23 protein-coding genes and 1 pseudogene are annotated in these 24500 nt (G+C 60.7%); 10 read left to right on the top strand and 14 right to left on the bottom strand.

The window, feature by feature from the left end:
- The first annotated feature begins 18 nt into the window (after window positions 1-18).
- From RHP74_RS05215 to RHP74_RS05200, 4 genes are all read left to right on the top strand, one after another.
- On the top strand, window positions 19-987 hold the full coding sequence (locus RHP74_RS05215) for a LysR family transcriptional regulator (RefSeq protein ID WP_145306911.1): 969 nt from the start codon (window positions 19-21) through the stop codon (window positions 985-987).
- 324 nt (window positions 988-1311) lie between these two features.
- Complete coding sequence (locus RHP74_RS05210) at window positions 1312-1689, top strand: DUF6124 family protein (protein ID WP_311098167.1); 378 nt, start codon at window positions 1312-1314, stop codon at window positions 1687-1689.
- Window positions 1690-2508: 819 nt separating this feature from the next.
- Window positions 2509-3483, top strand: a complete 975-nt coding sequence (locus RHP74_RS05205) for a D-glycerate dehydrogenase (protein WP_145306917.1) — start codon at window positions 2509-2511, stop codon at window positions 3481-3483.
- Window positions 3484-3625: 142 nt separating this feature from the next.
- Window positions 3626-4135, top strand: coding sequence for a DUF2165 family protein (locus RHP74_RS05200; protein WP_010463155.1), 510 nt, complete (start codon window positions 3626-3628; stop codon window positions 4133-4135).
- Between the two features lie 21 nt (window positions 4136-4156).
- Here RHP74_RS05200 and RHP74_RS05195 read toward each other — a convergent pair whose 3' ends face one another.
- Window positions 4157-5059: a DMT family transporter gene (locus tag RHP74_RS05195; protein ID WP_200667763.1), complete on the bottom strand. Its 903-nt coding sequence runs from the start codon at window positions 5057-5059 to the stop codon at window positions 4157-4159.
- Between the two features lie 138 nt (window positions 5060-5197).
- Here RHP74_RS05195 and RHP74_RS05190 point away from each other — a divergent pair, with 138 nt between their 5' ends.
- Window positions 5198-6073 (top strand): AraC family transcriptional regulator, encoded by an 876-nt coding sequence (locus RHP74_RS05190; RefSeq protein WP_311098164.1) that lies wholly within the window; start codon window positions 5198-5200, stop codon window positions 6071-6073.
- 118 nt (window positions 6074-6191) lie between these two features.
- Here RHP74_RS05190 and RHP74_RS05185 read toward each other — a convergent pair whose 3' ends face one another.
- The 8 genes from RHP74_RS05185 to RHP74_RS05150 all read right to left on the bottom strand — a co-directional run bounded on the left by RHP74_RS05185 (window position 6192) and on the right by RHP74_RS05150 (window position 14428).
- On the bottom strand, window positions 6192-8621 hold the full coding sequence (locus RHP74_RS05185) for a TonB-dependent receptor (RefSeq protein ID WP_311098162.1): 2430 nt from the start codon (window positions 8619-8621) through the stop codon (window positions 6192-6194).
- A gap of 217 nt (window positions 8622-8838) precedes the next feature.
- Window positions 8839-9828, bottom strand: coding sequence for a FecR family protein (locus RHP74_RS05180; RefSeq protein WP_311098160.1), 990 nt, complete (start codon window positions 9826-9828; stop codon window positions 8839-8841).
- Window positions 9825-10388: an RNA polymerase sigma factor gene (locus RHP74_RS05175; RefSeq protein WP_010463165.1), complete on the bottom strand. Its 564-nt coding sequence runs from the start codon at window positions 10386-10388 to the stop codon at window positions 9825-9827. The genes RHP74_RS05180 and RHP74_RS05175 overlap by 4 nt, the downstream gene beginning before the upstream one ends.
- A complete protein-coding gene (locus tag RHP74_RS05170; protein ID WP_311098158.1) occupies window positions 10388-10711 on the bottom strand; it encodes a DUF3325 domain-containing protein in 324 nt (107 codons plus the stop codon). Before RHP74_RS05170 ends, RHP74_RS05175 begins: the two co-directional genes overlap by 1 nt.
- Complete coding sequence (locus RHP74_RS05165; protein ID WP_311098156.1) at window positions 10712-12292, bottom strand: PepSY-associated TM helix domain-containing protein; 1581 nt, start codon at window positions 12290-12292, stop codon at window positions 10712-10714.
- A complete protein-coding gene (locus tag RHP74_RS05160; RefSeq protein ID WP_154503170.1) occupies window positions 12289-12594 on the bottom strand; it encodes a DUF3649 domain-containing protein in 306 nt (101 codons plus the stop codon). Before RHP74_RS05160 ends, RHP74_RS05165 begins: the two co-directional genes overlap by 4 nt.
- Window positions 12595-12859: 265 nt before the next feature.
- On the bottom strand, window positions 12860-13267 hold the full coding sequence (locus RHP74_RS05155) for an HPF/RaiA family ribosome-associated protein (protein ID WP_010463173.1): 408 nt from the start codon (window positions 13265-13267) through the stop codon (window positions 12860-12862).
- Window positions 13268-13480: 213 nt separating this feature from the next.
- Window positions 13481-14428, bottom strand: a complete 948-nt coding sequence (locus RHP74_RS05150) for a LysR substrate-binding domain-containing protein (protein WP_010463175.1) — start codon at window positions 14426-14428, stop codon at window positions 13481-13483.
- Between the two features lie 135 nt (window positions 14429-14563).
- Here RHP74_RS05150 and RHP74_RS05145 point away from each other — a divergent pair, with 135 nt between their 5' ends.
- The 3 genes from RHP74_RS05145 (at window position 14564) to RHP74_RS05135 (ending at window position 17838) form a co-directional block, all read left to right on the top strand.
- Window positions 14564-15940 carry an L-serine ammonia-lyase gene (locus tag RHP74_RS05145; RefSeq protein ID WP_077750196.1) on the top strand — a complete coding sequence of 459 codons (1377 nt, stop codon included), beginning with the start codon at window positions 14564-14566 and terminating at the stop codon, window positions 15938-15940.
- 62 nt (window positions 15941-16002) lie between these two features.
- Complete coding sequence (locus RHP74_RS05140) at window positions 16003-17304, top strand: HAAAP family serine/threonine permease (protein WP_311098153.1); 1302 nt, start codon at window positions 16003-16005, stop codon at window positions 17302-17304.
- A gap of 216 nt (window positions 17305-17520) precedes the next feature.
- Entirely contained in the window at window positions 17521-17838 is a 318-nt protein-coding gene (locus tag RHP74_RS05135; RefSeq protein ID WP_010463182.1) for a DUF3509 domain-containing protein, read from the top strand.
- On the opposite strand, the gene RHP74_RS05130 is transcribed toward RHP74_RS05135, so the two are convergent.
- Complete coding sequence (locus RHP74_RS05130) at window positions 17835-18335, bottom strand: phosphate-starvation-inducible protein PsiE (protein ID WP_077750195.1); 501 nt, start codon at window positions 18333-18335, stop codon at window positions 17835-17837. The genes RHP74_RS05135 and RHP74_RS05130 overlap by 4 nt on opposite strands.
- 355 nt (window positions 18336-18690) lie before the next feature.
- Here RHP74_RS05130 and RHP74_RS05125 point away from each other — a divergent pair.
- Window positions 18691-18930: pseudogene (locus RHP74_RS05125) on the top strand (YebG family protein); the annotation flags it as partial.
- Window positions 18931-19105: 175 nt separating this feature from the next.
- On the opposite strand, the gene RHP74_RS05120 reads toward RHP74_RS05125, so the two are convergent.
- The gene (locus tag RHP74_RS05120) at window positions 19106-20125 is read right to left on the bottom strand and encodes a Glu/Leu/Phe/Val dehydrogenase dimerization domain-containing protein (protein ID WP_311098149.1); all 1020 of its coding nucleotides are present in this window, start codon (window positions 20123-20125) and stop codon (window positions 19106-19108) included.
- 183 nt (window positions 20126-20308) lie between these two features.
- Here RHP74_RS05120 and RHP74_RS05115 point away from each other — a divergent pair, with 183 nt between their 5' ends.
- On the top strand, window positions 20309-21112 hold the full coding sequence (locus RHP74_RS05115) for a transglutaminase family protein (protein ID WP_311098147.1): 804 nt from the start codon (window positions 20309-20311) through the stop codon (window positions 21110-21112).
- Between the two features lie 114 nt (window positions 21113-21226).
- Here the strand turns inward: RHP74_RS05115 and maiA are convergent, their stop codons facing one another.
- From maiA to hmgA, 3 genes are read right to left on the bottom strand one after another with little or no spacing between them, the layout of a single operon-like run.
- Entirely contained in the window at window positions 21227-21862 is a 636-nt protein-coding gene (gene maiA / locus RHP74_RS05110; protein ID WP_102594595.1) for a maleylacetoacetate isomerase, read from the bottom strand.
- 12 nt (window positions 21863-21874) lie between these two features.
- Window positions 21875-23179 carry a fumarylacetoacetase gene (gene fahA / locus RHP74_RS05105; protein WP_010463193.1) on the bottom strand — a complete coding sequence of 435 codons (1305 nt, stop codon included), beginning with the start codon at window positions 23177-23179 and terminating at the stop codon, window positions 21875-21877.
- 3 nt (window positions 23180-23182) lie between these two features.
- Entirely contained in the window at window positions 23183-24487 is a 1305-nt protein-coding gene (gene hmgA, locus RHP74_RS05100) for a homogentisate 1,2-dioxygenase (protein WP_311098144.1), read from the bottom strand.
- Window positions 24488-24500 lie beyond the last annotated feature (13 nt).

Below are 24500 nucleotides of genomic sequence, written 5' to 3'. Positions count from 1 at the left end.
CGCACCCGAGAGCACCCCATGGACACTTTGCAAAACATGCGCGCCTTCAGTTACGTGGCCGAGGCCGGCAGCTTCACCGCCGCCGCCGTGCAACTGGACACCACCACGGCCAACGTCTCGCGCGCGGTCTCCAACCTGGAAGCCCACCTGCAAACCCGCCTGCTCAACCGCACCACCCGTCGCATCGCCCTGACCGAGGCCGGCAAACGCTATCTATTGCGTTGCGAGCAGATCCTGGCCTACGTCGAAGAGGCTGAAGCCGAGGCCAGCGACGCCCACGCGCGCCCGGCCGGGCAGCTCAAAGTGCACACCATGACCGGCATCGGTCAGCACTTCGTGATCGACGCCATCGCCCGTTATCGCAAGACCCACCCCGACGTGACCTTCGACCTGACCATGGCCAACCGCGTGCCGGACCTGCTCGACGAGGGCTACGACGTGTCCATCGTGCTCGCCAGCGAACTGCCGGACTCAGGGTTCGTCTCCCAGCGCCTGGGCATCACCTACAGCATCGTCTGCGCCTCGCCGGCGTATGTGAAAGCCAACGGCTGCGCGCACAAGCCCAGCGACTTGCTTAACCACGCGTGCCTGCGCCTGGTGAGCCCGGTGATCCCGCTGGAGAAATGGACTTTCGACGGCCCGGAAGGCCAGGAAATGGTCACCATCAACAGCTCGCCGTTCCTGGTGAACTCGGCTGACGCGATGAAAACCGCAATCATCAGCGGCATGGGCGTCGGTGTGTTGCCGGTGTACGCGGCGATTGAAGGCCTGCGCAACGGCACGCTGGTGCGAGTAATGCCGAACTACCGCTCGCAGGAACTGAACCTGTATGCGATCTACCCGTCGCGCCAGTACCTGGACGCGAAGATCAAGACCTGGGTCGAGTACTTGCGCGGGTCGTTGCCGGAGATATTGGCGGCGCATCAGGCGGAATTGGTGGCGTATGAATTGAGTGGGAGTCTGGGTGCGGCTCGGGTGGCGAACTGATTTCACGGTCCTACAGACGCGGTGATTTTGGGGAATGTTTCCGACGGGTTCTGTCGGTTGTTGGGTCAGACGGGAAATGGGTAGGCTTTGTGGGTCGCTGCAAAATCAGCGGCCAGGCTTGGAAACCTGATTCCCATCACAGCACATGGCATACTGCGGCGCTTTTTTCTGCCCGCAATTCCTTGTTATGGCGGCTGTGCGCGGGAGACCTTCGGGTCTGCCGGTTTTGATGGGATATCGGTTTTCCAAACCGCGCATGGCTGCCACCCCTTCGCTTGGAAACGAAAATGGCAGCTCGATTAATCCCATTTCGAGTAACTTTTTATGATCAAAGAAACACCGAACCCTCCGAAAACCGACGACGTTTCCCCTTACGAATCCCTCGATTCCAAAAAACTCAACGACGCTGCCGAACGCGCGTTGGATCACTACCTCAACCCCGCCGCCCTCAAATCCCCAGCCATCCGCAAACCCAGCACCATGTTTGTGATCGCACCGGACATCAAAGACGAAGACCTGCTGGCCCACACCTGCGAGTCATTGGCCCAGGCCAGCGTGATGGCGAGCGACTTCGCGGACCATCTGGAAGGCCCGTACCGGCACAAGGCGATGGCCATTCAACAGATCGTCATGCTGGCTGAACTGGCCGCAAACCGGATGCTGGATAACGTCGCAGTACCAAAACCTGCGCCACACAGCTAATACCTGTAGGAGCCGGGCTTGCCCGCGATGGCGGTCTGACATCCAGCATTGATGTCGTCTGACACTCCGCCATCGCGAGCAGGCTCACTCCTACAAGGGTTCGGCGTACATCTGCAAGAGATTGGTCGGCTGTCAGGCCGCCATCGCTGGCAAGCCAGCTCCCACAGGGGTTCGGCGTATACCTGCAAGATATTGGTCGGCTGTCAGGACGCCATCGCTGGCAGGCCAGCTCCCACAGGGGGTTGGTGTACATCTGCAAGAAATTGGTCGGCTGTCAGGCCGCCATCGCGGGCAGGCTCACTCCCACATAAAGCAGATCGACGTACACCTGCTTCTCACCACTCATCAGGCCGAGCGTTAGCTCGCCTGCAGCTCTTGATCTTGATCCACCCGCCCCGTCGGGAGGCTGAGTGGAGGTGTTCATCCGGGGAGTGGCGCGCAGCGCCGTTCGACGCAGTCGAACACGCTGCATGTAGGTCGTCGCGAAGCAGACCGGAGGGCAGTGTCCCCGGATGGATACCGGAGCGAAGGAACGCCGAGCCCAGGCGAGGGGCCGGACGTTTGGGGCGAGCCTTTTTTTGCTTACTTTTTTTTGGCGTTTGAAAAAAAAGTGAGTCGCCGTAAGGGCGAAACCGCCAGCCGCCGTAACCGCAGGAATGGATATGTACCCGGTCAACCACAACATGGTCGGCCCGAAGGCCGCCATCGCTGACAGGCCAGCGCCCACAGAAACTCCCGGGCAATCCGCGGACTCGCGCAACAACGGGGAAGAATGTTAGCGTGCTTGGCATTCACCAAGCCCCGACGAGCCCTCCTCCCATGAAAAAGACCGTCCTCGCCTTCAGCCGCGTCACCCCGGAAATGGTCGAGCGCCTCCAGCAAGACTTCGACGTCATCGTCCCCAACCCGAAAAACGGCGACATCAACGCCCAGTTCAACGAAGCGCTGCCCCACGCCCACGGCCTGATCGGTGTCGGCCGCAAACTTGGCCGCGCACAACTGGAAAACGCCGCCAAACTCGAAGTCGTCTCCAGCGTCTCCGTCGGCTACGACAACTACGACGTCGCCTACTTCAACGAACGCGGGATCATGCTGACCAACACGCCGGATGTCCTCACCGAAAGCACCGCCGACCTGGCCTTCGCCCTGCTCATGAGCAGCGCCCGCCGCGTCGCCGAGCTCGATGCCTGGACCAAGGCCGGACAATGGCAAGCCACCGTCGGCGCACCGCTGTTTGGCTGCGATGTACACGGCAAAACCCTGGGCATCGTCGGCATGGGCAACATCGGTGCGGCCATTGCCCGTCGCGGGCGACTGGGCTTCAACATGCCGATCCTCTACAGCGGCAACAGCCGCAAGACTCAGCTGGAGCAAGAACTCGGCGCGCAATTTCGCAGCCTTGACGAACTGCTGGCCGAAGCCGATTTCGTTTGCCTGGTGGTACCGCTCAGCGAGAAAACCCGGCACTTGATCAGCCACCGCGAACTGGCCCTGATGAAGCCGAGCGCCATCCTGGTCAACATCGCGCGCGGCCCGGTCGTGGATGAGCCCGCCCTGATCGAAGCGCTGCAAAACAACCGCATTCGCGGCGCCGGGCTGGACGTCTACGAGAAAGAACCATTGGCCGAGTCGCCGTTGTTCCAGCTGAAAAACGCGGTGACGTTGCCGCACATCGGCTCCGCCACCCATGAAACCCGCGAGGCCATGGCCAACCGTGCGTTGGCTAACCTGCGTAGCGCACTGCTGGGCGAGCGCCCGCAAGACCTGGTCAACCCGCAAGTGTGGAAAGGCTAACTAAAACGGGCAGAGACTTATAAAGTCTCTGCCCGCTCCTTACATAACTTGCAATTCAGTCAGCCCACTAAAATAGTTCAAGCGCTATACACTCACTATCACTTATCCGACCCACGGAAAACAGTGATGGAGCACTCTAGCCTTGAACAGTATTACTACCGACAAGATCATCAGATACAGCAAGCTGGCACTAATGACTTATATAAGCTTTTTTGGCCTGCTGGTGATGTACAGCAACTTCACCGACTACGCATCCAACTATGAGTACGTCAGTCATATTCTGAGCATGGACACCACCCGGGAAAATATCAACCTGAACTACCGGGCAATCACCTCACCCATGCTCCACCACCGAATCTATTGGTTCATCATTACACTTGAAGTGATCTATACGGCCTTCTGCCTGATTGGTGCCTATTATCTTTTCCATTACAGGAATGCGCCGGCCGAGGAATTCCATGAGGCCAAAAAGTTTTCAATCATCGGATTATTGATCGCCATATTTGTCTACTACGTTTGCCTGCAAGTGATCGGCGTTGAATGGTTCAACATGGACGAATCACAAACCTGGAATGCCAAGGACTGGGCCCGGCATATTGTCGACTTCATACTTCCGCTGCTGATATTCGTCGCACTCCGGACCGAGCGCTAAGCGCACTCGGCCCCGACGTATTCAGGCGAGTTTGCCATTGCCTTGCGCTATCGGCGCCTTGGGTTTGCGGAACACCAGTACGTTGCCAAGCATCACCAACACTAGCCCCACCAATGCTGGCGCGGTCCATTGATAGCCTTCGGCAAACGCCGAGACATTCAGCGCCACGACCGGGAACAGCACGGTGCAATAGGCCGCTCGCTCCGGGCCCATACGCCCGACCAGCGTCAAGTACGCGGTGAAGCCGATGACCGAACCCGGAATCACCAGGTACAGCAGCGAGCCGATATAACGCGCGTTCCATTCCATGTCGAACGGAATGCCCCTGACCAGACACCACACCGACAACATCGCGGCGCCATACGCCATGCCCCAGGCGTTAGTGGTCAACGGCTTCAAACCGGCCTTCTGTTGCAGGCTCGAGAGCATGTTCCCGGCCGAGAAACACAGGGTGCCGAGCAATGCCAGGCCCAGGCCGAGCAAGGTTTCCGGGCTGGCGGTGTGGCCGGCCAACTCAGGCCAGAACAACAGGCCAAGCCCGGCCAAGCCCAGCGCACCGCCCATCAAAACGTTGCGGGCGATTTTCTGGCCGAAGAACACCCGTGCATTGAGCGCGTTCCACAACGTGGCCGTGGAAAACACCACGGCGACCAGCCCGCTGGGAATCCACTGACTGGCCGTCAGGAAACACATGAAATTGATGCAGAACAGGCACAAGCCCTGTGCCAGACAGATCAAATGCCCGCGACGGTTCATCACTTGCAGGCGCCGGCTGAGCAGCAACAGGACGAACAGCACCAGTGCCGCGAGGCCGAAGCGATAAACGATCGACACGGGAATGGCCACCACACCCAACTGCCATTTCAAGGCAATCCAGGTGGTGCCCCAGATCAGCACGGTCAATAAATACAGCGAAAGGTTCATGACTAAGGCTCCTCAATAGGAACTCAGTGTCCTGCGACCAGCGTGGGCGCACTTGCATAAACTTGCGCTTTTGTCGTGGCAGAGGCTGGCAGCACAGGGCCTACGGAGTAGGATGCAAGGCGTTGGAGAGAAGCCATCATGCCCACACTGGAAACCCTGCAAGTCTTTCAAGCCCTCAACCGCTCGCCCAATGCTCGTCTGGAGCAAAGCGCCGAGCTCGGTGACGGCATGGCTGCAGCCTTGTGGACCAACCATCACGACGCCCAGGATTACGAAGCGCCGAGCCACCACACACTGTCGTGCTACATCGCTGGCGGCACCGGCACGTTCCGCCGCGACCAGCCCGGCACCAAGGGCGGCCCGGACAAGCTGTGCATCCTGCCGGCCGAGCATCAGTCGGGCTGGGTGATCAACGGCGACATTCGCCTCGCCCATGTGTATTTCAGCCCCGAACAATTCGCCCTCGGCTGCGTCACGCTGCTGGACCGCGAGCCTCGCGAACTGCAATTGCGCGAAGCCACTTTCCTTGACGATCCAGCGCAGGCCCGACGCTTTCGGCAGATGCTCACCCTCAGCTGGGACGAACCCGGCGAGCGCCTGCTCACCAGCAGCCTGGCTCACGAAATGCTCAGCCACGTGTTGCTCGGCCAGGTCGGGATGCGTGAGGGCTTGCGGTTAAAAGGCGGATTGGCGGCGCACCAGCGGCGGCAGTTGGTGGAGTACATCGACAATCAGTTGGCCGAGGCGATCAGCCTGGGGCAATTGGCGGCGTTGTGCACGCTGTCGGAGTATCACTTTGCGAGGATGTTTCGGGAGAGCTTTGGCTTACCGCCGCATCAGTATGTGTTGGCGCGCAGACTGGGCCGGGCGCGGGAGTTGTTGCGTTCGACATCGCAGCCTTTGGGAGAGATTGCATTGGCGTGCGGCTTTGCCAGTGCGAGCCATTTCACCAATCGGTTTCGGCAGGTTTTGGGCGGGACACCTGGGGAGTATCGGCAGGCGTTTTTGCGTTAGTCCCGAAATTTGCAGCGCCCGTCATGCCGTCTTCGCGGGCAAGCCTCGCTCCTACAAGGACAACGTAAAACGTGTAGGAGCGAGGCTTGCCCGCGAAGAACGATTACGCGGTCTGCGATCAGAATTCCAGTGTGCTGGACAACGAGATCTGCCGCGAATCCCCCATCGACACAAAGAACCGGCTCGCCGCCGAGGTGTAGTAGGTGCGGTCAAACAGGTTCTTCACGTTGAGCTGAAACTTGACCTTCTGCCCTTCGACCTTGGTGTCGTAGGTCGCGAACGCATCGGCCACGGTGTAGCTCGGCAGGTCGAAATCGTTGACCGCGTTACCCGCCCGCTCGCCAACATACCGCGCGCCCGCGCCGACCCGCAGTTGATCGCCGCCCACAATGGTGCCGAAGTCATAGACCGCCGACAGCGAGCCGCTGTTCTTCGCGACGTTTTGCAGTTTTTTGCCCTTGTAGGTCGGGTCTTCGGTGACCTCGGCATCGGTGTAGGCATAGCTGCCGATCAGGCTCCAGCGGTCGCTGAGCTGGCCGCTCAAATCCACTTCAAGACCCCGGGAGCGCACCTCGCCGGCGGCGCTGTAAATCGTCACCGGGCCTTCGGAGTTGGCCACCAGCACGTTGCGTTTCTTGATGTCGAACAGCGCGACGTTGCCGGTCACGCGCCCTGGCATGTCGAGCTTGGCGCCGATTTCCCAGGACTTGGCTTCTTCCGGCGCGATGCTGCCGTCGAGCACGGTGCTGCTGCCGCTCAACGGCGCGATGGTTGAGTTGGGTTTGAACGATTCGGTGTAGCTGCCGTAGAACGACAGTTCATCGGTGAACCGATAGACCAGACCGGCGCGCGGCACCCATTTCTGACCGTTGCTGTCGGTGTTGGCCTGGAACGGCACGCCTTTGCCGGCGTATTGGTCGTATTCCTGGAAGCGTGCGCCTGCGACGAAAATCCATTGATCGGTGAGGTGGATCGAGTCCTGCAGGAAGATCGAATCGCTGCGCAGTTCATCGGTCTGCGCACTGTCCGCCGGGCTGACCGTGGTGCCGGCGACTTCGCGGCCATAGACCGGGTTGACGTAGCTGAAGGTGTTCAGGCTTTTCTGGCGGATCAGGTCTTCGCGGTAGATCTTGCGGTATTCGTCATCGATGCCGAACACCAGGTCGTGTTGCATACCCAATACGTTCACCTTGCCTTCGAGGCTGGCGGTGGTGAAACGGTCGGTGCTGATCGCGTTTTGAGTGCCGTCCATACTGCGGGTCAGCGTGCCGCGTCGGGTGTCGATGGCGGTGACGCGCACCTGGCTGGCGTCGTAGGTTTCACGGTTCCAGCTGTAGCCGAAATGAGCGTTCCAATTGTCGTTGAGCTCGTGATCGGCCTCGAAGTGGTAAAGGTCCGAGCGGCCTTCCATGTTGTTGAAGGGCTCGTCCAGGCGTTCATTGCGCGAGATGTCCAACGGATGGTTGGTGCGCGGATCGATGACCGTGCCGCGGTCGAACGGGGTCAGGAACTCGCGGTGTTCGTAGGAAAACAACAGCGTGGTGCTTTCGCCGAACCACGCCAGTGACGGCGCCACCAGCGTGTCGCGGTGGGTGCCGAAGTTGCGCCAGTAATCTTCGTCTTCGTGGTCCAGCACCATACGGTATGCAAAGCCGGAATCACCCAGTGCGCCGGTGCTGTCGAGGCCACCGCCGCTGCCGTTTTTACCGTCGCCGTAGGTCGAACCGCGCAGTGTCAGGGCGTTGTATTGCTCAAGCTCGGGTTTCTTGCTGACCATGTTGACCACGCCGCCCGGGTCCTGGATGCCGTACAGCAGCGAGGCCGGTCCCTTGAGGACTTCGACCCGGTCCACGGTCGCATTCATGCCGCGGCCCTGCACGATCGGCATGCCGTCGCGCATGATCGAGCCGTTGCGGTTGTCGCCGAAACCGCGGGTCATCACCGAGTCCTGGGTGCTCGCCAGCGTGTTGCCCTGAGTGATGCCGCTGACGTTGGCCAGCGCATCATCCAGATTGCGCGGCGCCTGATCGCGAATGACCTGGGCCGGAATGACGTTGACGGTCTGCGGGATGTCCTGGAGCAAGGCCGACGAGCGCATCACCGAGCTGGTGGGCGGCGGCTGATAGCTCATGGACTGATCGGCCACCGAGTGGATGGTGGTGGTGCCCAGATTCAACGTGCCGGCGCTGGGCAGCGGTTCAAGCACCAGGGTGTGAGCATCGCTACGGCGGAAGGTGAGGCCCGAACCGCTGAGCAAACGCTGCAGGGCCTGCTCGGCGCTCAACTTGCCATTGACCGCCGGGGCGGTGAGCCCGTAAGGCGCTTCATCGGTGTAGACCACGCTGATACCGGTGACGCGGCTGAAGTCGCTCAAGGCCTGGGGCAGCGGTTTGGCCGCGATGGCGAAGCTGAACGGCGTAAGCGGCTGCGTATTACCCGCCTCAGCGGCCGATGCAACGCTCGAAGGCAGCAAGGCCAACACCGACATACTCAGTGCAGACGCACCCAACCACTGTTTGACCGAACCCGGTTTTGCCCTGGACTTCATTGCTCATTGACCTGTGTAGAACCTACGGGATGCGAATGACTCGCAGTTTCAGTCACTACACGGATGGGGGTTGGGTTTACCTCATCATAATTTTGAAAATAATTTTTTGCGGGGTGATGTGGCGTTAAGCCTGACGCCTTCGCGGGCAAGCCTCGCTCCTACAAGGATCGCGCGAACCTGTAGGGGGGCGGGCTTGCCCGCGATGGGGCCGGCAGCCTCACCGCAAAATAATCAGATGCCCCATCACCTTGGTCTGCTCAAACCCCAAAACGCCCTGCAACGAACCCAACACCGCCTGCGGATCCTTGCTCGGAAAACTGCCACTGACCCGCCGCGCGGCCAGCTCATCGTTGAGCAGCACAATCCGCCCCGGGTAATAACGCCCCAGATCCTGCACCACATCGGCCAGGGTGACCTTGTAGTAATTGAGCCAACCCTGACGCCAGGCCAGTTGCGCTTCACTGTCAACCACACGCAGCTTTTGCGCCGAACCTTCGCCATACGCCACTTGCTGGCCAGCGGTCAGAATCTGCTGCTCGGCGTGCCCGTCCGCTGTCACGCCGACCCGTCCTGACAGGACCGTGACCTGCGCACCATGGGGCTGCAAACGTACTTCGAACTGAGTGCCGAGCACCCGGGCCTGGCCCTTTTCAGCGTCGACCACAAACGGATCGCCCGTGTGGGTCACGCTGAAGAATCCGGCACCGCGACGCAGCTGAACGTGGCGCTCGCCGCCACTGAAATCCACGGCAATGGCGCTGTCGGCGTCCAGCGTCACTTGCGACTGATCGGCCAGCGTCACGGTGCGAATTTCACCTGGCGCAGACACATAGTCCGCCCCCAGATCATCGATCCAGCGCATCGGCTGCCAACCCGCGCCGATGCCGATCATCAGCACCAGGCACGCGGCCATGGCCAGCGCGCCAGACCAGCGCCGCACGCGGGTGCGTCGGGATCGGTTCATCGCATCGAGGTAACCCTGCAAGGCGAAAGCGTCCTCATTGGCCAGGGTTCGTGCGGGCATTTCGCTCAACTCCCACAGCACTTGCGCCTGGGCATAAGCCTCGGCGTGGGCAGGATCGGCCTGGAGCCAGCGGCTGAAAGTGAGTTGATCGCCGCTGCTCGGTTGGTCGTGCAACAGGCTCAGCCAGGCGAGTGCAGCCTGCTCTTGAGCGGGCGTCGGGGTGACGCGGTCGAGTTGATTCACGGTGCTTTCCCTGGCGTGCGCGTTGGCGGTTCCCGCAAACTGGCCTTGCAGGCATCGAGGGCGCGCATCATGTGTTTTTCCACGGCGCTTTGGGACAGGCCCATGGCCTTGGCGATCTCCGCGTATTTGCGGCCATGGATGCGGTTGAGCAGAAAGATTTGCCGGGTACGTTCCGGCAATGCGCGCAACGCCGCTTCGACGTGACGCAGGTCGTTGCCCGCCTCCAGCGCCGCTTGTGGTTCGCTGCCCTGGCTGTCCGGTTGATCCGGCATCCAGCCTTCGTTGACCCGCACCCGCGTGCCTTCGCTGCGCAAATGGTCGATGGCGATGTTGCCGGCGCAACGCAGCAGGTAAGTGCTGAGTTCCTCGACCTGCACCAGCGGACGCCGCCAGAAACGCAGAAACAAGTCCTGCACCAGATCGGCGGCGGTCGCGCGGCAGCCGACACGCCGGCTCACCAGCGCTTCCATCTGCGAACGCTGGGACAGGAACACCTGAAGGAAATGCGCACGGGCGCCGCGATATTCGTCGTCGCGGGATTCCGGGGGATCGCTGGTCATCACTGCGCCAACACGGCGACGGGACTGGCAAGCAGGCTCAACCCAGCCAACGCCAGGGCCAGTCGCGGGCGATAAGGTATCAACAACACCAGCATCAAGGCGCTGAGCATCAACACCGCAAACCACTCCACCAACCCGAGCCCCCAACCGGTTTTCGCCACCGCCGCCCATAACGAAACTGCCAGCAGCAACCAGCCGCCCAGCTTGAACGTTTTGCGTCGCCGGGCAGACGACTGGCGCCCCAGCAGTTCGCCGTAATGCCGATCCATTGATAAACACAGCGCGGTGAAACCGCCGTAGCAGAGCAGCAGGGCCAACAGCATTCAGTTCACCTTTTGCTCAAGCATGATCAATCGGGCGCGTTCTTTGGCGACGTGAACGGTCTGCCCGGTGCGCTGCATTTTCCAGGCAGCCCAGGCCAGGAACAGGCCACTGACCAGGCAGGTCAGATCGAACCCGGCGAGCGTCCAGTCACCTTGAGCCAGCGTCACGCCCAAGTGATACGGGGTGGCCAGCGCGTTCAACAGCGGCACCCCGCAGAACAGCAACGCGGCCAGTGCCAATTGCTCGATCCATGCCGCGCGACCACAACGGAACACAGCGTGAACCACGCTCAAGCCCCAGACGATGAAGAAGCTGTTCACTTCCCAATCCGCCCGGGTGGCCATCTCCACCGGCAGCAACCGATTGGCCCAGAAAAATGCCGCCACCGCGACCACCAGCCCGGACATGCTGGCAATGTTCAGCACTTCCACCAGCCGCAGTTCGAAGGGCATTACGCCGCTTTTCACATGTTTGAGCTGACGCTTGCCGAGCCAGATCACCAGACCGGTTCCGATCATCGCCGTGCTCGCCAACCCGCAGATGAAGTACAGCCAGCGCAGCACGGGGCTCGCGAAATGGCCCATGTGCAAGCCATAGAAACTGCCGGCGATGGCCATCGGCACCGGTTGCTGTGGCGTGGCGCTGAGTTGCTGGCCGGTCACGCCGTGGAAGGTCACCGCGCTGCTGGCGTCATAAATCACGCGGTCTGCATCATCCCTTGAGACGACAATCGAGGCATACGCATCCCCCGGATTGTTCACCGTCAGCCGTTCCGCCCGGCCGCCCGACCACTGCGCGCGCGCCCGCTCCAGCAACGGCGCCATCGGTGCCAGTTCCGCCGGTTTGCCGGCCAGTTCGGGCGTGCCGGAGGCCGGGAATACCTCCGCGTAAAACGCGCGGGGATCGCCTTTGTACGAAGCCAGGATGCTCGCCGGCATCACCATCGCCATGAAAATCACCAGGCTGCTGTAGGTGATCATCAGGTGAAACGGCAACACCAGAACGCCCACCGCGTTGTGCCCGTCCAGCCAGGAACGCTGGCCTTTGCGCGGGCGGAAGGTGAAGAAGTCCTTGAAGATTTTCTTGTGGGTGATGATCCCGGTGATCAAACCGATGAACATCACCATGGCCGCGATGGTCGACAACCAGCGGCCCCACGGATAGGGCATTTGCAGCTGGAAGTGGAAGCGATAGAAGAAATCGCCGCCCATCGATTCGCGGCCCTGCACTTCGCTGCCGGTTTGCGCGTCGAGCAGTTTCTCGGTGAATTGCCCGCGCTCGCCGGGCTTGGCCGGGGTCTGTTGCCAGCGCACTGACAGGCCCGGTTCCCGGGCACTCGGCAGGTCGATCAACCAGCGCGAGGCGCCGGCCGCGTGTTGCTGGAGGTAGTTTTGCGCCAGCGTCAGACTGGCTTCGGAGGTCACCGCACGCGCCGGTATCTCGGGCTGCATCCAGTGACTGATCTCGTCCTTGAAATAGGCGAGCGTGCCGGTCAGGAAAATCGCGAACAACAACCAGCCGAAGGTCAACCCGGCCCAGGTGTGCAACCAGGCCATCGCCTGACGAAATCCCTCTTTCATGCGTGGCCCATCCAATTAGCCAACCCCGACACCGCCGCCAGCAGCAGGCTCGCCAAGATCAATCCGAACCAGGCTCGCCAGGCACTGCGACAGGCAAAACACCAGAGCACCGCGATCAGGTAGGCCAGAAACGAGCTCATCATCCCGGTCACCACCGCTTCGGCCCGGGCCATCGGCAACCATGAACTCAAGCTGACACTGGCCAGCGCTGCGACGATATAGCCGCCCAATACCGCGGCCAGCACTCGAGAAGTGACGGCCAATCGATAAGGAACGGGGAGCGTGCGGGTTTTGCCTTTCATGGTTCGACCTTGAAACCAGGTGAGGCCGCATGAAAGTCATGGGGCCAACAAGACCGCAATATTAATGATAAATATTCTCATACGCAAAAGAGTTCCTATGAGATCGACTGTTCCGGACAGTCCGATTGCGATGCGAGGGGTGCCGAGCCGCTGATCCGCGGGCTCGGGAACGATCAGTTGATTGATCGGCAAAACGAAAACGGGCCTGCATGTGCAGGCCCGTTTTTAAGGGTGGAGAGCGGAAAGGTTAAATGTGGATCAGGCTTCAGCCGTTTTGCGCAGCCTGTTCGTTCTCGAGAAATTCATCTTCCAGCAGCGCATCGGCAGTGGGTCTTTCGAACGGCACCAAAGCGGCACGTGGTTTGCCCCGCAGTTTGCCGAACAGATGCTCAAGCGCATGTTCGAGTTTTTCCGCCGCACCGTCGATTGCTTGCTCCAGGGTGTCGGCTTTATGAGTGACAGAAATCGGTTGGTGGCCTTTTGGCCGCGCTTCCAGTTGGCAGCGCATGTCATGGGGACCTGGCTTGTCGCCATTCTCGTCCCGCAGATGAACCTCGACGCGTGTCAGGTCCTCTTCATAACGTTCGAGCGTGCTCTCAATGGTAGTACGTACCCACTCCTCCAGTCGGATGCTGCTTTGAATATGGTTATCACTGTTGACTTGGATTTGCATAGTTCATCCCTTATTTCAGCTAGCTCGCGAGAGGCGCATCGGCTGGCCCTTGGGCGTCATCACCGTGACCTCTTACTTACACAATCGGTCTGCGCGAAGAACATTTCAACCCCTAAAAAAAGATAAATATGGATTCGCAAAAAAAGTCGGACAACCACCAAAAGCGCTGTTAAGGTCGGGAGTTGGGTCGCCTCTCTCCTCAGTCACAATTGCTCACATCTGTCGCTCCGCCAGCGGGTGCAGACTGCGGAAAATCCCCGCCTCTTCTACCAGCCAGTCATGCACCGCACGTACGCCCGGATGGCTCAGCGCGCCTGGCGCATAGAGCAGCACGTAACGCTTGTGATTGGGCACCGCCAGCCCGAACGGCACAATCAACGTCCCCCGCTCCAGTTCATCGTTAAGCAACGTGCGCCGCGCAATTGCCACGCCCATGCCGGCAATCGCCGCTTCGATGGTCAGGTGATTGCGATTAAAGGTATGCCCGCGCCGCACGTCCGCGCCTTCGAAGCCGATGGCATTGAGGTAGAACTCCCATTCCGCGTATTCGTAACTGCCGCGCCAGGCGGTGATGTCGTGCAGCAACGGAAAGTGCACCAGGCCCGCCGGACCGTGCAGCGGCGGTCGGCCACGTAGCAGGCTCGGGGCGCAGACCGGGAAGATCTGCTCGTCGAGCAAGGTTGTGGATAACAACCCGGGATAACTGCCGTCATTCAGGTCGATCGCCAGGTCGAAGTCCCCTTCATGCAACGGCACGCTGCTGTCCTCGGCCACCAGGCGCAATTGAATGTCCGGAAAGCGCTGCTGCAAGCGTGGCAGGCGCGGGGTCAGCCACTTGCTCAGGAACGATGGAATCGAACGCACCCGCAGAATTCCGCTGATCATTCCGGCGTCCAGTCGTCGCAATTCCGCATCGATGCTGCCGTAAGCCTCGTTGACGGTGATGGCCAGTCGCTGGCCCTCGGCGCTCAATTCCACGCCGCGCGCACGACGGTGAAACAAGCGAAAGCCCAGCCGCTCTTCCAGTTGGCGGATTTGCTGACTGACCGCACCCGGCGTGATGTGCAGCTCTTCGGCGCAGCGGGTGAAGGACAAGTGCCGCGCGGCACAGGAAAACACGTGCAGCCAGACGTAAGTCTGGGCGTGCAATTGGCGACTCATTGTTTAGTCCTGCTAAAGGCTGTCTTAGGAAGTTTCGTTGGTCATGTAGGACCGAGGTCGGCAGTATCGCCGACATTGCGCTTGTCCTACAAAAATGGCAGCGATTTCTCTTCCATTGCTTGTATAGGCTTTAGCATGGCTATCAGTGTTTTCGATCTCTTCAAAGTCGGCATCGGTCCATCCAGTTCCCACACCGTCGGCCCGATGCGCGCCGCCGCGACCTTCGCCCAGGCACTGATTGACCAGAATTTGCTCGACGCCGTCCGTCGGGTAGAAATCCGCCTTTACGGCTCCCTTTCCGCCACCGGCGTCGGCCACGCGACCGACCGCGCCTGCGTGATGGGCCTGATGGGCGAATGGCCGGACAGCATCGATCCGACCACCATCGACAGCCGAATCCAGACCTTGCGCGAAACCGGCGAACTGACTCTGGCCGGCAACAAGACCATTGCCTTCAACTGGCAACGCGATCTCCTGCTGCTCGATGAGAGTCTGCCCTACCACCCCAACGCCATGTCGCTGACAGCCTTCGGCGAAACCGGTGAGCTGTCGGAGCAAACGTACTACTCGATCGGCGGCGGTTTCATCATCGAAGCGGCGGAAGCCGAGTCCGGCATTGCGCCGGCCAGCGATGTGGTGCTGCCCTACGATTTCTCCAGCGCCGCCGAATTGCTCAAGCTCTGCAACCAGCACGGCTTGCGGGTTTCCGAGTTGATGATGGCCAACGAACTGGCCTGGCGCAGCGAAGCCGAGATCCGTCAGGGCTTGCTGCACATCTGGTCGGTGATGCGTGAGTGCGTCGAGCAAGGCATGCGTCACGAAGGCATCCTGCCCGGTGGTCTGAATGTTCCGCGCCGCGCGGCGAAACTGCACCGCAGCCTGCTGGAAATCGGCAAACCGAATGTCATCACCTCCACGCTGTCGGCCATGGAGTGGGTGAACCTGTTCGCCCTCGCCGTGAACGAAGAAAACGCGGCGGGCGGGCGCATGGTCACGGCACCGACCAACGGCGCAGCAGGGATCATTCCGGCAGTGTTGCACTACTACATGAAATTCAACCCGGACGCGTCGGACGATGACGTGGTCGCCTTCTTTTTGGCCGCGGCGGCCGTAGGCATTCTCTGCAAGAAAAACGCGTCGATCTCCGGTGCCGAAGTCGGCTGCCAGGGTGAAGTCGGTTCCGCCTGCGCCATGGCCGCCGCCGGCCTGGCCGACGTGCTCGGCGCCACGCCCGAGCAACTGGAAAATGCCGCCGAAATCGGCCTGGAACACAACCTCGGCCTGACCTGCGATCCGGTCGGCGGCCTGGTGCAAGTGCCGTGCATCGAGCGCAACGCCATCGCGGCGGTGAAGGCCATCAATGCCACGCAAATGGCCCTGCGCGGCGACGGCAAACACTTCATTTCCCTGGACCGGGTGATCCGCACCATGCGCGATACCGGCGCCGACATGCATGACAAATACAAAGAGACTTCACGGGGCGGCCTGGCAGTGAGCTGGGTGGAGTGCTGAGGAGCATTCCCTGACCGCCTGCAACACGTGAGCCCGAGCAAGAACAATAACGAGGCCAAACGATGACCGATGTACGTACACCTGCTGCCGAAAATCCCGCTGTAGACCTGACACGCAATAGCGAAATAACCCACAAGGGCTGGAGCAAACACGACACCACCTGGATGCTCGGCCTCTATGGCACGGCGATTGGTGCCGGAACGCTGTTCCTGCCGATCAACGCCGGCGTGGGTGGCTTCTGGCCGCTGCTGATCCTGGCAGTGCTGGCATTCCCGATGACCTACTTCGCTCACCGGGGCCTGACCCGCTTCGTGCTGTCCGGCCGTTCCGGGGACATCACCGAAGTCGTTGAAGAACACTTCGGCATCGGTGCAGGCAAGCTGATCACGCTGCTGTATTTCTTCGCGATCTTCCCGATTCTGCTGGTGTACAGCGTGGCGCTGACCAACACCTTGAGCAGCTTCATGGAGCATCAGTTGCACATCGCCCCACCACCGCGAGCGATTCTGTCGCTGGTGTTGATTCTTGGTCTGATGGCGATCGTGCGCTGCGGCCAGGGCGTCATCGTCAAATGCATGAGCGTGTTGGTTTACCCGTTCGTCGCGGCGTTGCTGCTGCTCGGCGTCAGCCTGATCCCGAACTGGAACGGCGCGTTCTTCGCCACCGCAAGCGAAGGCATGCCGTTGCCGCTGTTCTTCAAAACCCTGTGGCTGGCGATCCCGGTGATGGTGTTCTCGTTCAACCATTCGCCGATCATTTCTGCGTTCGCCGTTGACCAGAAACAGCGTTACGGCGAACAGGCCGAACGCAAGAGCAGCGGCATCCTCGCCATCGCCCACGCGATGATGGTGGTGACGGTGATGTTCTTCTGCTTCAGCTGCGTGCTGGCACTGTCCCCGGCTGACCTGGCGGCGGCGAAGGCGCAGAACATCTCGATCCTGTCGTACCTGGCCAACCACTTCCAGACCCCGGTCATCGCTTATGCCGCGCCGCTGATTGCGCTGGTGGCGATCACCAAATCCTTTCTCGGCCATTACATCGGAGCCAGCGAAGGCTTTCAGGGCCTGATCGTGAAAAGCCTGCGCGGCCGTGGCCGGGTGATGTCGGCGAGCTGGCTGAACCGCATCACGGCGCTGTTCATGATCCTCAGTTGCTGGGCCGTGGCGACGTTCAATCCGAGCATCCTCGGCATGATCGAAACCCTCGGCGGGCCGATCATTGCGTGCCTGTTGCTCCTGATGCCGATGTACGCCATCCGCCGCGTGCCGGCCTTGCGCCAGTACTCCGGGCAAGTGTCGAACGTGTTCGTGGTGTTGATCGGTTTGATTGCACTGTCTGCGATCATCTACTCGTTCATGCCCTGAAACGGGCAGGCAAAAAGAAGGCGGGCCAAGGTGCCCGCCTTTTTTTGGCCGCGATCATTGTTCGACAATTTTTCCGGCATGGCCCTTGCTACATCACCTGCGAGGCAAAAGGACTTTTGAAAACCTCAGCGAGCGGCTTGCCGATGGTCCGGTAACGCGAACCAACCCGATCATGGCCGGTCAACAACTGCACGTTCAATCAGGCGGTGACGCATCATGGACAACCCTTTTCAGCTCATTACCGATGCCTTTGCAGCGGATTATCAGATCAACCTGAGCATTCAGGGTCTGGACGGCAGCATCATGCTGACCCTCTCCAACAGCGGCCATGTGGTTGCCAAGCGGATGATCAGCGCCGAACAGCGCAATGACCCCAAGCGCCTCAAGCGCCTGGTGCAAAGCATTCAGTTCGGCATCGCCATTGAACAGGGCCACAGCGCCGTGGCCATCCTCGAAGCCATGACCGATGGCGACAATCGCAACCTGCCGCCACCCTTGGCCAAAGCCCGGCCTCGCCCGACTATGGGCCTTTAAATCTCGCCCTTCTCGACGTCTGGATGCTCACCGGAACCCGTACCGATCTTGCGTTGCGGGTGCTCGATCTTCACCGAAGGGAACTGCGACGAAGCGTAACGCACCACCAGGATCGCAAACGCCAACAGCAGAATCCCGCCGCACAGGTAGATGATCCCCAGGTCCGGCGGATTGTGATGCGAGACGTTGGAGATCAGCAGCCGCGTCAGCGCCGTGATCGCCACGTAGATCAGGAAACGTACCGGCATGTGGTTGGTCTTGAAGTAAATCCCGACCATCGCCCCCAGTTCCAGGTAGATGAACAGCAGCAGGATGTCATCGATCTTGATGTGCCCTTCTTCGATCATCCCCAGAAATTCCATCACCGCCGCCCATGCGGTCACTGCACCGATGGCGAACAGCGCCAGGTAGTGAAAGGTCTCGACGAACAGGTTGCCCAGGGACTCTGCCAATTGATGCACGTTCTGCCGCAGGTTCTCGGCCCAGTTGATTTTCACGATGATTCTTCCTTAGCTCGGTTCGAGCGGATAATGCGGTTTTGACGTGACGGTTGTTCTGCATGCAGAAAAAAGGCCAGGGGCTGTTGGGTGAGATGGCGATGGGCTGCCACGGGGCACTTTTTTGGTGTCTCGTCGGGCCCTTCGCGGGCAAGCCTCGCTCCTACAGATCACATCAACCTGTAGGAGCGAGACTTGCCCGCGAATGGAGCAACACGGTTTAACTGACAAATGCTGATTTCGGTCTACATTAAAAAGCCACTACCCAAAGCGCAGGGATTCGCTTATCCTTTTCGCTGTATATAAATACAGTGGTCGAAACAGACAACTAATGTGAAGGCATGTGAGGTGGTGAATGGCCGTCGAAGTGGTATACCGCAGCAGCCGAGATCTGGAGCGCTTGTTCATGGATAAAGCCGAAGCTGACCGTCATGACAAAATGCTCGAACTGGCTGAATTGCTGGCTGAAGTGTTGCAGAAAGCCGTTCCGTCCCTGACCGAACAGCAAGTGGAAGAAGCCGGGATCTACATGGCGAAGAATCGCGATGTATTTGCCAAGGCATTCAAGAGCCAGCCGGACGCGTTGTCCGAACTGCTGAATGCGCCGGTTGAAGTGGTTGAAAAGGTTGAACCGGTCGAAGAGGGTGAAGCCGCTGCGCCGACCAAGCCAGCCAAAGCCGCCAAGACACCGAAGTAAACAATGCCCGAATTGAATAGGCCCTGAGTCCAATGGCTCAGGGCCTTTTTCATGTCTGCAGTAAAGGCATGGCTCAGCGGTACAGCACTTTTTCCGCCAACTCGTCCGCCACCCGCGCCGGAGAGCGTTTTTCCGCCTGGGCATGGGCGAAGACTTCGGTCAGCCGCGAGGCGATTTTCGACAGGTGGGCGGTAATGGTTGTGAGCTCTTCGCCACGGTGTTTGAGTGAAACGTAGATCAGCCCGCCGGAATTGATCACGTAGTCCGGCGCATACAAAATGCCGCGCCGCTCCAGTTGATCGGCGACTTCCAGATGGGTCAGCTGATTGTTCGCAGAACCGGCCACTGCCGAGCAGCGCAGTTGCGTCACGCTGTGGCTGTTGAGCACACCGCCCAGGCCGCAGGGCGCGAGAATGTCGCACGGCGTACTGAGCAGCGCGTCATTGGCGATCGGGTGAGCGCCCAATTGCTCCATCGCCAATTGCACCTTGCCATGATCAATGTCGCTGACCAGCAGTTCGGCACCGGCCGCATGCAGCTGTTCGGCCAAGGCATAACCGACGTTACCCAGCCCCTGGATGGCCACTCGCAGGCCTTCGAGGTTATCGCTGCCCAGACGGGCCATGGCGGTGGCACGGATGCCGGTGAACACCCCCATCGCTGCGTGTGGCGCGGGGTCGCCCGCCGAGGTGGTGCTGGTGACGTGTTGGGTCTGCTGGGCGATGCAATCCATGTCCGCCACCGAGGTGCCGCTGTCGATCGCCGTGATGTAGCGCCCGTCGAGCTGATTGATGCAGCGGCCGAAGGCTTCGAACAGCGCCGCGCGGTTTTCCACATGGACCGGTCGAACAATTACCGCCACCCCGCCGCCCTGCGCCAGGCCGGCCAACGCAGCTTTGTAACTCATGCCCTGCGCCAGGCGAATGGCATCCTCAACCGCAGACTCGTCGCTGGGATAGGCAAGGTAACGACATCCCCCCAGGGCAGGCCCCAGGAGGCTGCTATGAATGGCAATGACCGCCTTCAACCCGGTGACCGGGTCGACGCTCAGATGCAGCGATTCAAGGCGAGTGCTTTGCATGAGAGCGAACATCGTCGGGCTCCCGAATCACTTCTTGTAGTCGCCAGTATAGGCTTGCGCCCAAAATTTGCAGAAGCGCACCGGAATAAGCGGCGCTGCATTGCAGGCTTTCGGGCATAACCTGCGACCTCATGTGTGCGGTACTGGACGAATGCCGGCGACGGGGCTAAAACGAGGCATTGCCCGGAGATTTCGATGACGCCGCGCCAACGTTTTTTTGACTGCCTGCAACGATCACCACCCGCGCTGTTCGAGGCCGCGCTGTGGATGGCGGCCGAACATGACAAAGAGGTGGATGCCGAGAAAGTGCTGGCAGACTTCCGAGACCTGCAACAGCGGGTCAGCCATGGCTTGCCGATGCTGCCGGTGAGCGAACTGGCCCAGCCGCTGCTGCGGCGCATGAATGACCTGGGGTTCGCCCAGGACGATTTCACCCCGTTGCGCCCGCAAGTGGCCCTGCTCAACAAAGTGCTGGAACTCAGGCGCGGCCAGCCGTTGTCCCTGGGGCTGATCGCACTGGAGTTGGCCAAGCGCCTGGAGATCCCTTTGGTCGGGGTCAATTTCCCCGGTCATTTCCTGCTGCGGGTGCCGGGCGCCGATCATCTGCTGGACCCCTGCGGTGGCCGCCGCTTGTACCCCAATGATTGCCGTGAACTGCTGCAACGCCAGTACGGCCCGAACATGCAACTCAACGCCGAGCACATGCTGACCGCCGACCCTGTGCAGATGCTGCAACGGCTGTCACGCAATCTGCGTCAGTTGCACCTTGCCCACGATGACTACATCGGCGCCTTGATCGACGCTGAACGCGTGCTGGCACTGGGCAACGCCAACGCCGTCGATTACCTCGCCCGGGCCAGCCTCTATCAACGGCTGGACTGCCCGAACGCCGAGCGCTTCGACCTGGAGCATGCGCTGCTGCTCAGTGATGACCCGATCCAGCGGATTCGCCTGACTGAACGACTGGGGCATTTGCCGCCCAACTCAATCGTCCACTAACGCCCCCTGTAGGAGCGAGGCTTGCCCGCGAACCGGGCGCCTCGGTCTGTCAGCACGACCTCGTTATCGTTCTTCGCGGGCAAGCCTCGCTCCTACAGGGGGGCGCGCGGGGCTTTAAGGGGTGTCTGGCTGATTCGCCGGATGCGCCTTGATGAACGCCGGATGCGTAGCTGCCAACGCCGCCACTCGGCGAATCCGTGGATACGCCTCAAGCGAAATATTGAAACGTTCGGCGGCATAGAGCTGAGGGATCAGGTACACATCCGCCAGGCCCGGTTCGTTGCCAAAACAGTAACCGTCATCACCGATCAACTGTTCCACCGTCGCCAGCCCCTGGCTGATCCAGTGCCCGATCCACTCCACCACCTGCGGTTCATCGTGGCCCAACTGCCGCAGCTTGTTGAGCACGCTGACGTTATGCAGCGGATGCACGTCGCAGCCGATTACCGCCGCAACACCACGCTCATGAGCGCGCGCGGCCAGGTCTTTGGACAGCAACGGCACCTGTGGATAACGTTCCTCCAGGTACTCGATGATCGCCGGCGACTGGATCAACAGGCCGCCTTCATCGGTTCGCAAGGCCGGCACGCGCCCTTGTGGGTTGATGGCCAGATACGGCGCTTGCCGATGCTCGCCACCTGGCGGTGCGATCAGGTTGACCGGCAGTGCCTGGTAATCCAGGCCCTTGAGCGCCAACGCGATGCGCACCCGGTACGACGACGTCGAACGGTAGTAGGTATAAAGCTCCATGACCGGATCCTCTTAGCGCGCCGCGATCACTTTGCCACGGCATTCGCCGAAACCGATGGAGGCAAAACCGTCGCGGCTGCAACGGGCGCGCAGGATGATTTCGTCGCCGTCTTCGAGGAATTTGCGCACCTCGCCCGACGCCAGCTCGATCGGCTTTTTCCCGCCCTCGGTGATTTCCAGCAAGCTGCCGAATTGACCGCTTTCCGGCCCCGACAACGTGCCCGAACCAAAGAGGTCACCGGCCTGCAACTGGCAGCCGTTGACGCTGTGGTGCGCGACCATTTGCGCCACGGTCCAGTACATGTGTTTGGTGTTGCTGAGGGTCAGGCGATGGGCCGGGAGTTTTTGCTCGCGCAGGCCTTCGGTGAGCAACAGCACTTCCAGCTCGATATCGAACGCTCCTGCGGCTTGATCGCGCTTGTCGAACAGATACGGCAGCGGCTGTGGATCGCCTTCCGGACGTGCCGGCTGAGCACGGCGGAACGGCTCCAGCGCTTCGGCCGTCACTACCCACGGCGAGATGCTGGTGATAAAGCTTTTTGACAGGAACGGCCCCAGCGGCTGGTATTCCCAAGCCTGGATGTCGCGCGCCGACCAGTCGTTGAGCAGGCAGAAACCGGCAATGTGATCGGCCGCATCACCAATGGCGATCGAGTCGCCCATCTCGTTGCCCGGGCCGATCCAGATGCCCAGTTCCAGCTCGTAATCCAGACGTGCGCACGGGCCGAAGGTCGGCTCGGTCTGACCGGCCGGCAAGGTCTGGCCTTTCGGGCGGCGAACGTCGGTGCCGGAGGGGCGAATGGTCGAGGCACGACCGTGATAACCAATCGGTACGTACTTGTAGTTCGGCAGCAAAGGGTTGTCGGGACGGAACAGTTTGCCGACGTTCTGTGCGTGCTCGATGCCGACGTAGAAGTCGGTGTAATCGTTTATTTTCGCCGGCAGGTGCATCTCGCAATTCGCCGCCAGTGGCAGCAGTTTTGCGCCTTGGGCTTCGATCTTGCCATGCAGGGTGCTGCCTTCAGCGAACAGTTCCAGCAGACGTTCGCGCAGCGCCACGCGAGCCTCGCGGCCCAATTCGAAAAACGCATTGAGCTGGCCGCCACGGGTGGCTTCTACGGCGGTTTTTGCCAGGCCGTCGAACAGGCCGGCGTCCAGTGCCGCTTCCAGATCAAAAATATGTTCGCCAATGGCCACACCGCTGCGCGGTGCCGAACCTTTTACGCTGAACACGCCCAGCGGCAGGTTTTGCAGTGGGAAATCAGCGTGGCCGTTGGCGGAAGAAACCCAGCTACGAGTGATGGAAGTCTGAGTCATGGGTTATCTCCGGGTCGGGTCGAAAGTGGCGGGCAGCGAGGCCCAGCAGGCGTCGTAATTGGTTTGCAGTTGCGGGCAATCCAGGGCGAAACGGCTCGGGCGCAGCACCTGGCTGGTCTCGAACATGAACGCCATGGTGTTGTCGATTTTCGCCGGCGCCAAGTCAGCGTTGATTGCCTTGGTGCAGGTTTCGCCATCCGGGCCATGAGCACTCATGCAACTGTGCAACGACGCGCCGCCGGGCAAGAAGCCTTCGGCCTTGGCGTCGTACTCGCCCTTGATCAGGCCCATGAATTCGTTCATCAGGTTGCGGTGGAACCACGGTGGCCGGAAGGTTTTCTCGGCCACCATCCAGCGTGGCGGGAAGATCACGAAGTCCAGATTGGCCAGACCGTGGACACTGGTCGGCGAGGTCAGGACGGTGAAGATCGAGGGATCCGGGTGATCGAAACTGACCGTGCCGATGGTGTTGAAACGGCGCAGGTCGTATTTGTAAGGCACGTTATTGCCGTGCCAGGCGACCACGTTCAGTGGTGAATGATCGAGCTCGCAGCCCCACAACTGGCCGAGGAATTTCTGTACCAGGGTGGTCGGTTGCTTGAGGTTTTCGTAATGCGCGACGGGGGTCAGGAAGTCTCGCGCGTTGGCCAGACCATTGCTGCCGATCGGCCCCAGATCCGGCAGGCGCAGTGGTGCGCCGTGGTTTTCAGCGATGTAGCCGCGAGCGTGCGGGTCAAGCAATTCGACGCGGAATTTCAGACCGCGCGGCAGCACGGCGATTTCCAGCGGCTCCAGGTCCAGCAGGCCCAGTTCGGTGGCGATGCGCAGGCGACCCTGCTCGGGCACCAGCAACAGTTCACCGTCGGCATTGAAGAACACGCGTTCCATGGAACGGTTGGCGCGGTAGCTGTAGATGCTGATCCCGGCGGGTTTGTCCGCGCCCGAGTTGGCGGCCATGCTCACCAGCCCGTCGATGAAGTCGGTCGGCTCGGTCGGGATGTCCAACGGGTTCCAGCGCAGGCGATTGGGAGTCACTTCACCCAACGGACCACCGGCCAGTTGCCGCTCCAGTTTGACGAACGCCGGGTGGTTGGCCGACGGCTGAATGCGGTACATCCAGGTGCGTCGCGCTTCGCTGCGGGCCATGGTGAACGCGGTGCCGGAGAACAGTTCAGTGTAGAGGCCGTAAGGGGCTTTTTGCGGGGAGTTCTGGCCGACGGGCAGTGCGCCGGGCAACGCTTCGCTGCTGAGTTCGTTGCCGAAGCCTGACTGATAAGCCAGCGCTGGCGCCGTTGAATCGAGGTTCATGGAGCCTCCTGAA

It is taken from the genome of Pseudomonas sp. SG20052 (assembly GCF_031766055.1).
Taxonomy (GTDB): Bacteria; Pseudomonadota; Gammaproteobacteria; order Pseudomonadales; family Pseudomonadaceae; genus Aquipseudomonas; species Aquipseudomonas mandelii.
This window is presented reverse-complemented; position numbering and strand designations above follow the sequence as displayed.

Excerpts from the sequence above, each read along its gene's own strand:
- RHP74_RS05215 (WP_145306911.1), top strand. The coding sequence starts at position 19 with ATGGACACTTTGCAAAACATGCGCGCCTTCAGTTACGTGGCCGAGGCC.
- RHP74_RS05210 (WP_311098167.1), top strand. The coding sequence starts at position 1,312 with ATGATCAAAGAAACACCGAACCCTCCGAAAACCGACGACGTTTCCCCT.
- RHP74_RS05205 (WP_145306917.1), top strand. The coding sequence starts at position 2,509 with ATGAAAAAGACCGTCCTCGCCTTCAGCCGCGTCACCCCGGAAATGGTC.
- RHP74_RS05195 (WP_200667763.1), bottom strand. The coding sequence starts at position 5,059 with ATGAACCTTTCGCTGTATTTATTGACCGTGCTGATCTGGGGCACCACC.
- RHP74_RS05190 (WP_311098164.1), top strand. The coding sequence starts at position 5,198 with ATGCCCACACTGGAAACCCTGCAAGTCTTTCAAGCCCTCAACCGCTCG.
- RHP74_RS05185 (WP_311098162.1), bottom strand. The coding sequence starts at position 8,621 with ATGAAGTCCAGGGCAAAACCGGGTTCGGTCAAACAGTGGTTGGGTGCG.
- RHP74_RS05175 (WP_010463165.1), bottom strand. The coding sequence starts at position 10,388 with ATGACCAGCGATCCCCCGGAATCCCGCGACGACGAATATCGCGGCGCC.
- RHP74_RS05170 (WP_311098158.1), bottom strand. The coding sequence starts at position 10,711 with ATGCTGTTGGCCCTGCTGCTCTGCTACGGCGGTTTCACCGCGCTGTGT.
- RHP74_RS05165 (WP_311098156.1), bottom strand. The coding sequence starts at position 12,292 with ATGAAAGAGGGATTTCGTCAGGCGATGGCCTGGTTGCACACCTGGGCC.
- RHP74_RS05160 (WP_154503170.1), bottom strand. The coding sequence starts at position 12,594 with ATGAAAGGCAAAACCCGCACGCTCCCCGTTCCTTATCGATTGGCCGTC.
- RHP74_RS05155 (WP_010463173.1), bottom strand. The coding sequence starts at position 13,267 with ATGCAAATCCAAGTCAACAGTGATAACCATATTCAAAGCAGCATCCGA.
- RHP74_RS05150 (WP_010463175.1), bottom strand. The coding sequence starts at position 14,428 with ATGAGTCGCCAATTGCACGCCCAGACTTACGTCTGGCTGCACGTGTTT.
- RHP74_RS05145 (WP_077750196.1), top strand. The coding sequence starts at position 14,564 with ATGGCTATCAGTGTTTTCGATCTCTTCAAAGTCGGCATCGGTCCATCC.
- RHP74_RS05140 (WP_311098153.1), top strand. The coding sequence starts at position 16,003 with ATGACCGATGTACGTACACCTGCTGCCGAAAATCCCGCTGTAGACCTG.
- RHP74_RS05135 (WP_010463182.1), top strand. The coding sequence starts at position 17,521 with ATGGACAACCCTTTTCAGCTCATTACCGATGCCTTTGCAGCGGATTAT.
- RHP74_RS05120 (WP_311098149.1), bottom strand. The coding sequence starts at position 20,125 with ATGTTCGCTCTCATGCAAAGCACTCGCCTTGAATCGCTGCATCTGAGC.
- RHP74_RS05115 (WP_311098147.1), top strand. The coding sequence starts at position 20,309 with ATGACGCCGCGCCAACGTTTTTTTGACTGCCTGCAACGATCACCACCC.
- maiA (WP_102594595.1), bottom strand. The coding sequence starts at position 21,862 with ATGGAGCTTTATACCTACTACCGTTCGACGTCGTCGTACCGGGTGCGC.
- fahA (WP_010463193.1), bottom strand. The coding sequence starts at position 23,179 with ATGACTCAGACTTCCATCACTCGTAGCTGGGTTTCTTCCGCCAACGGC.
- hmgA (WP_311098144.1), bottom strand. The coding sequence starts at position 24,487 with ATGAACCTCGATTCAACGGCGCCAGCGCTGGCTTATCAGTCAGGCTTC.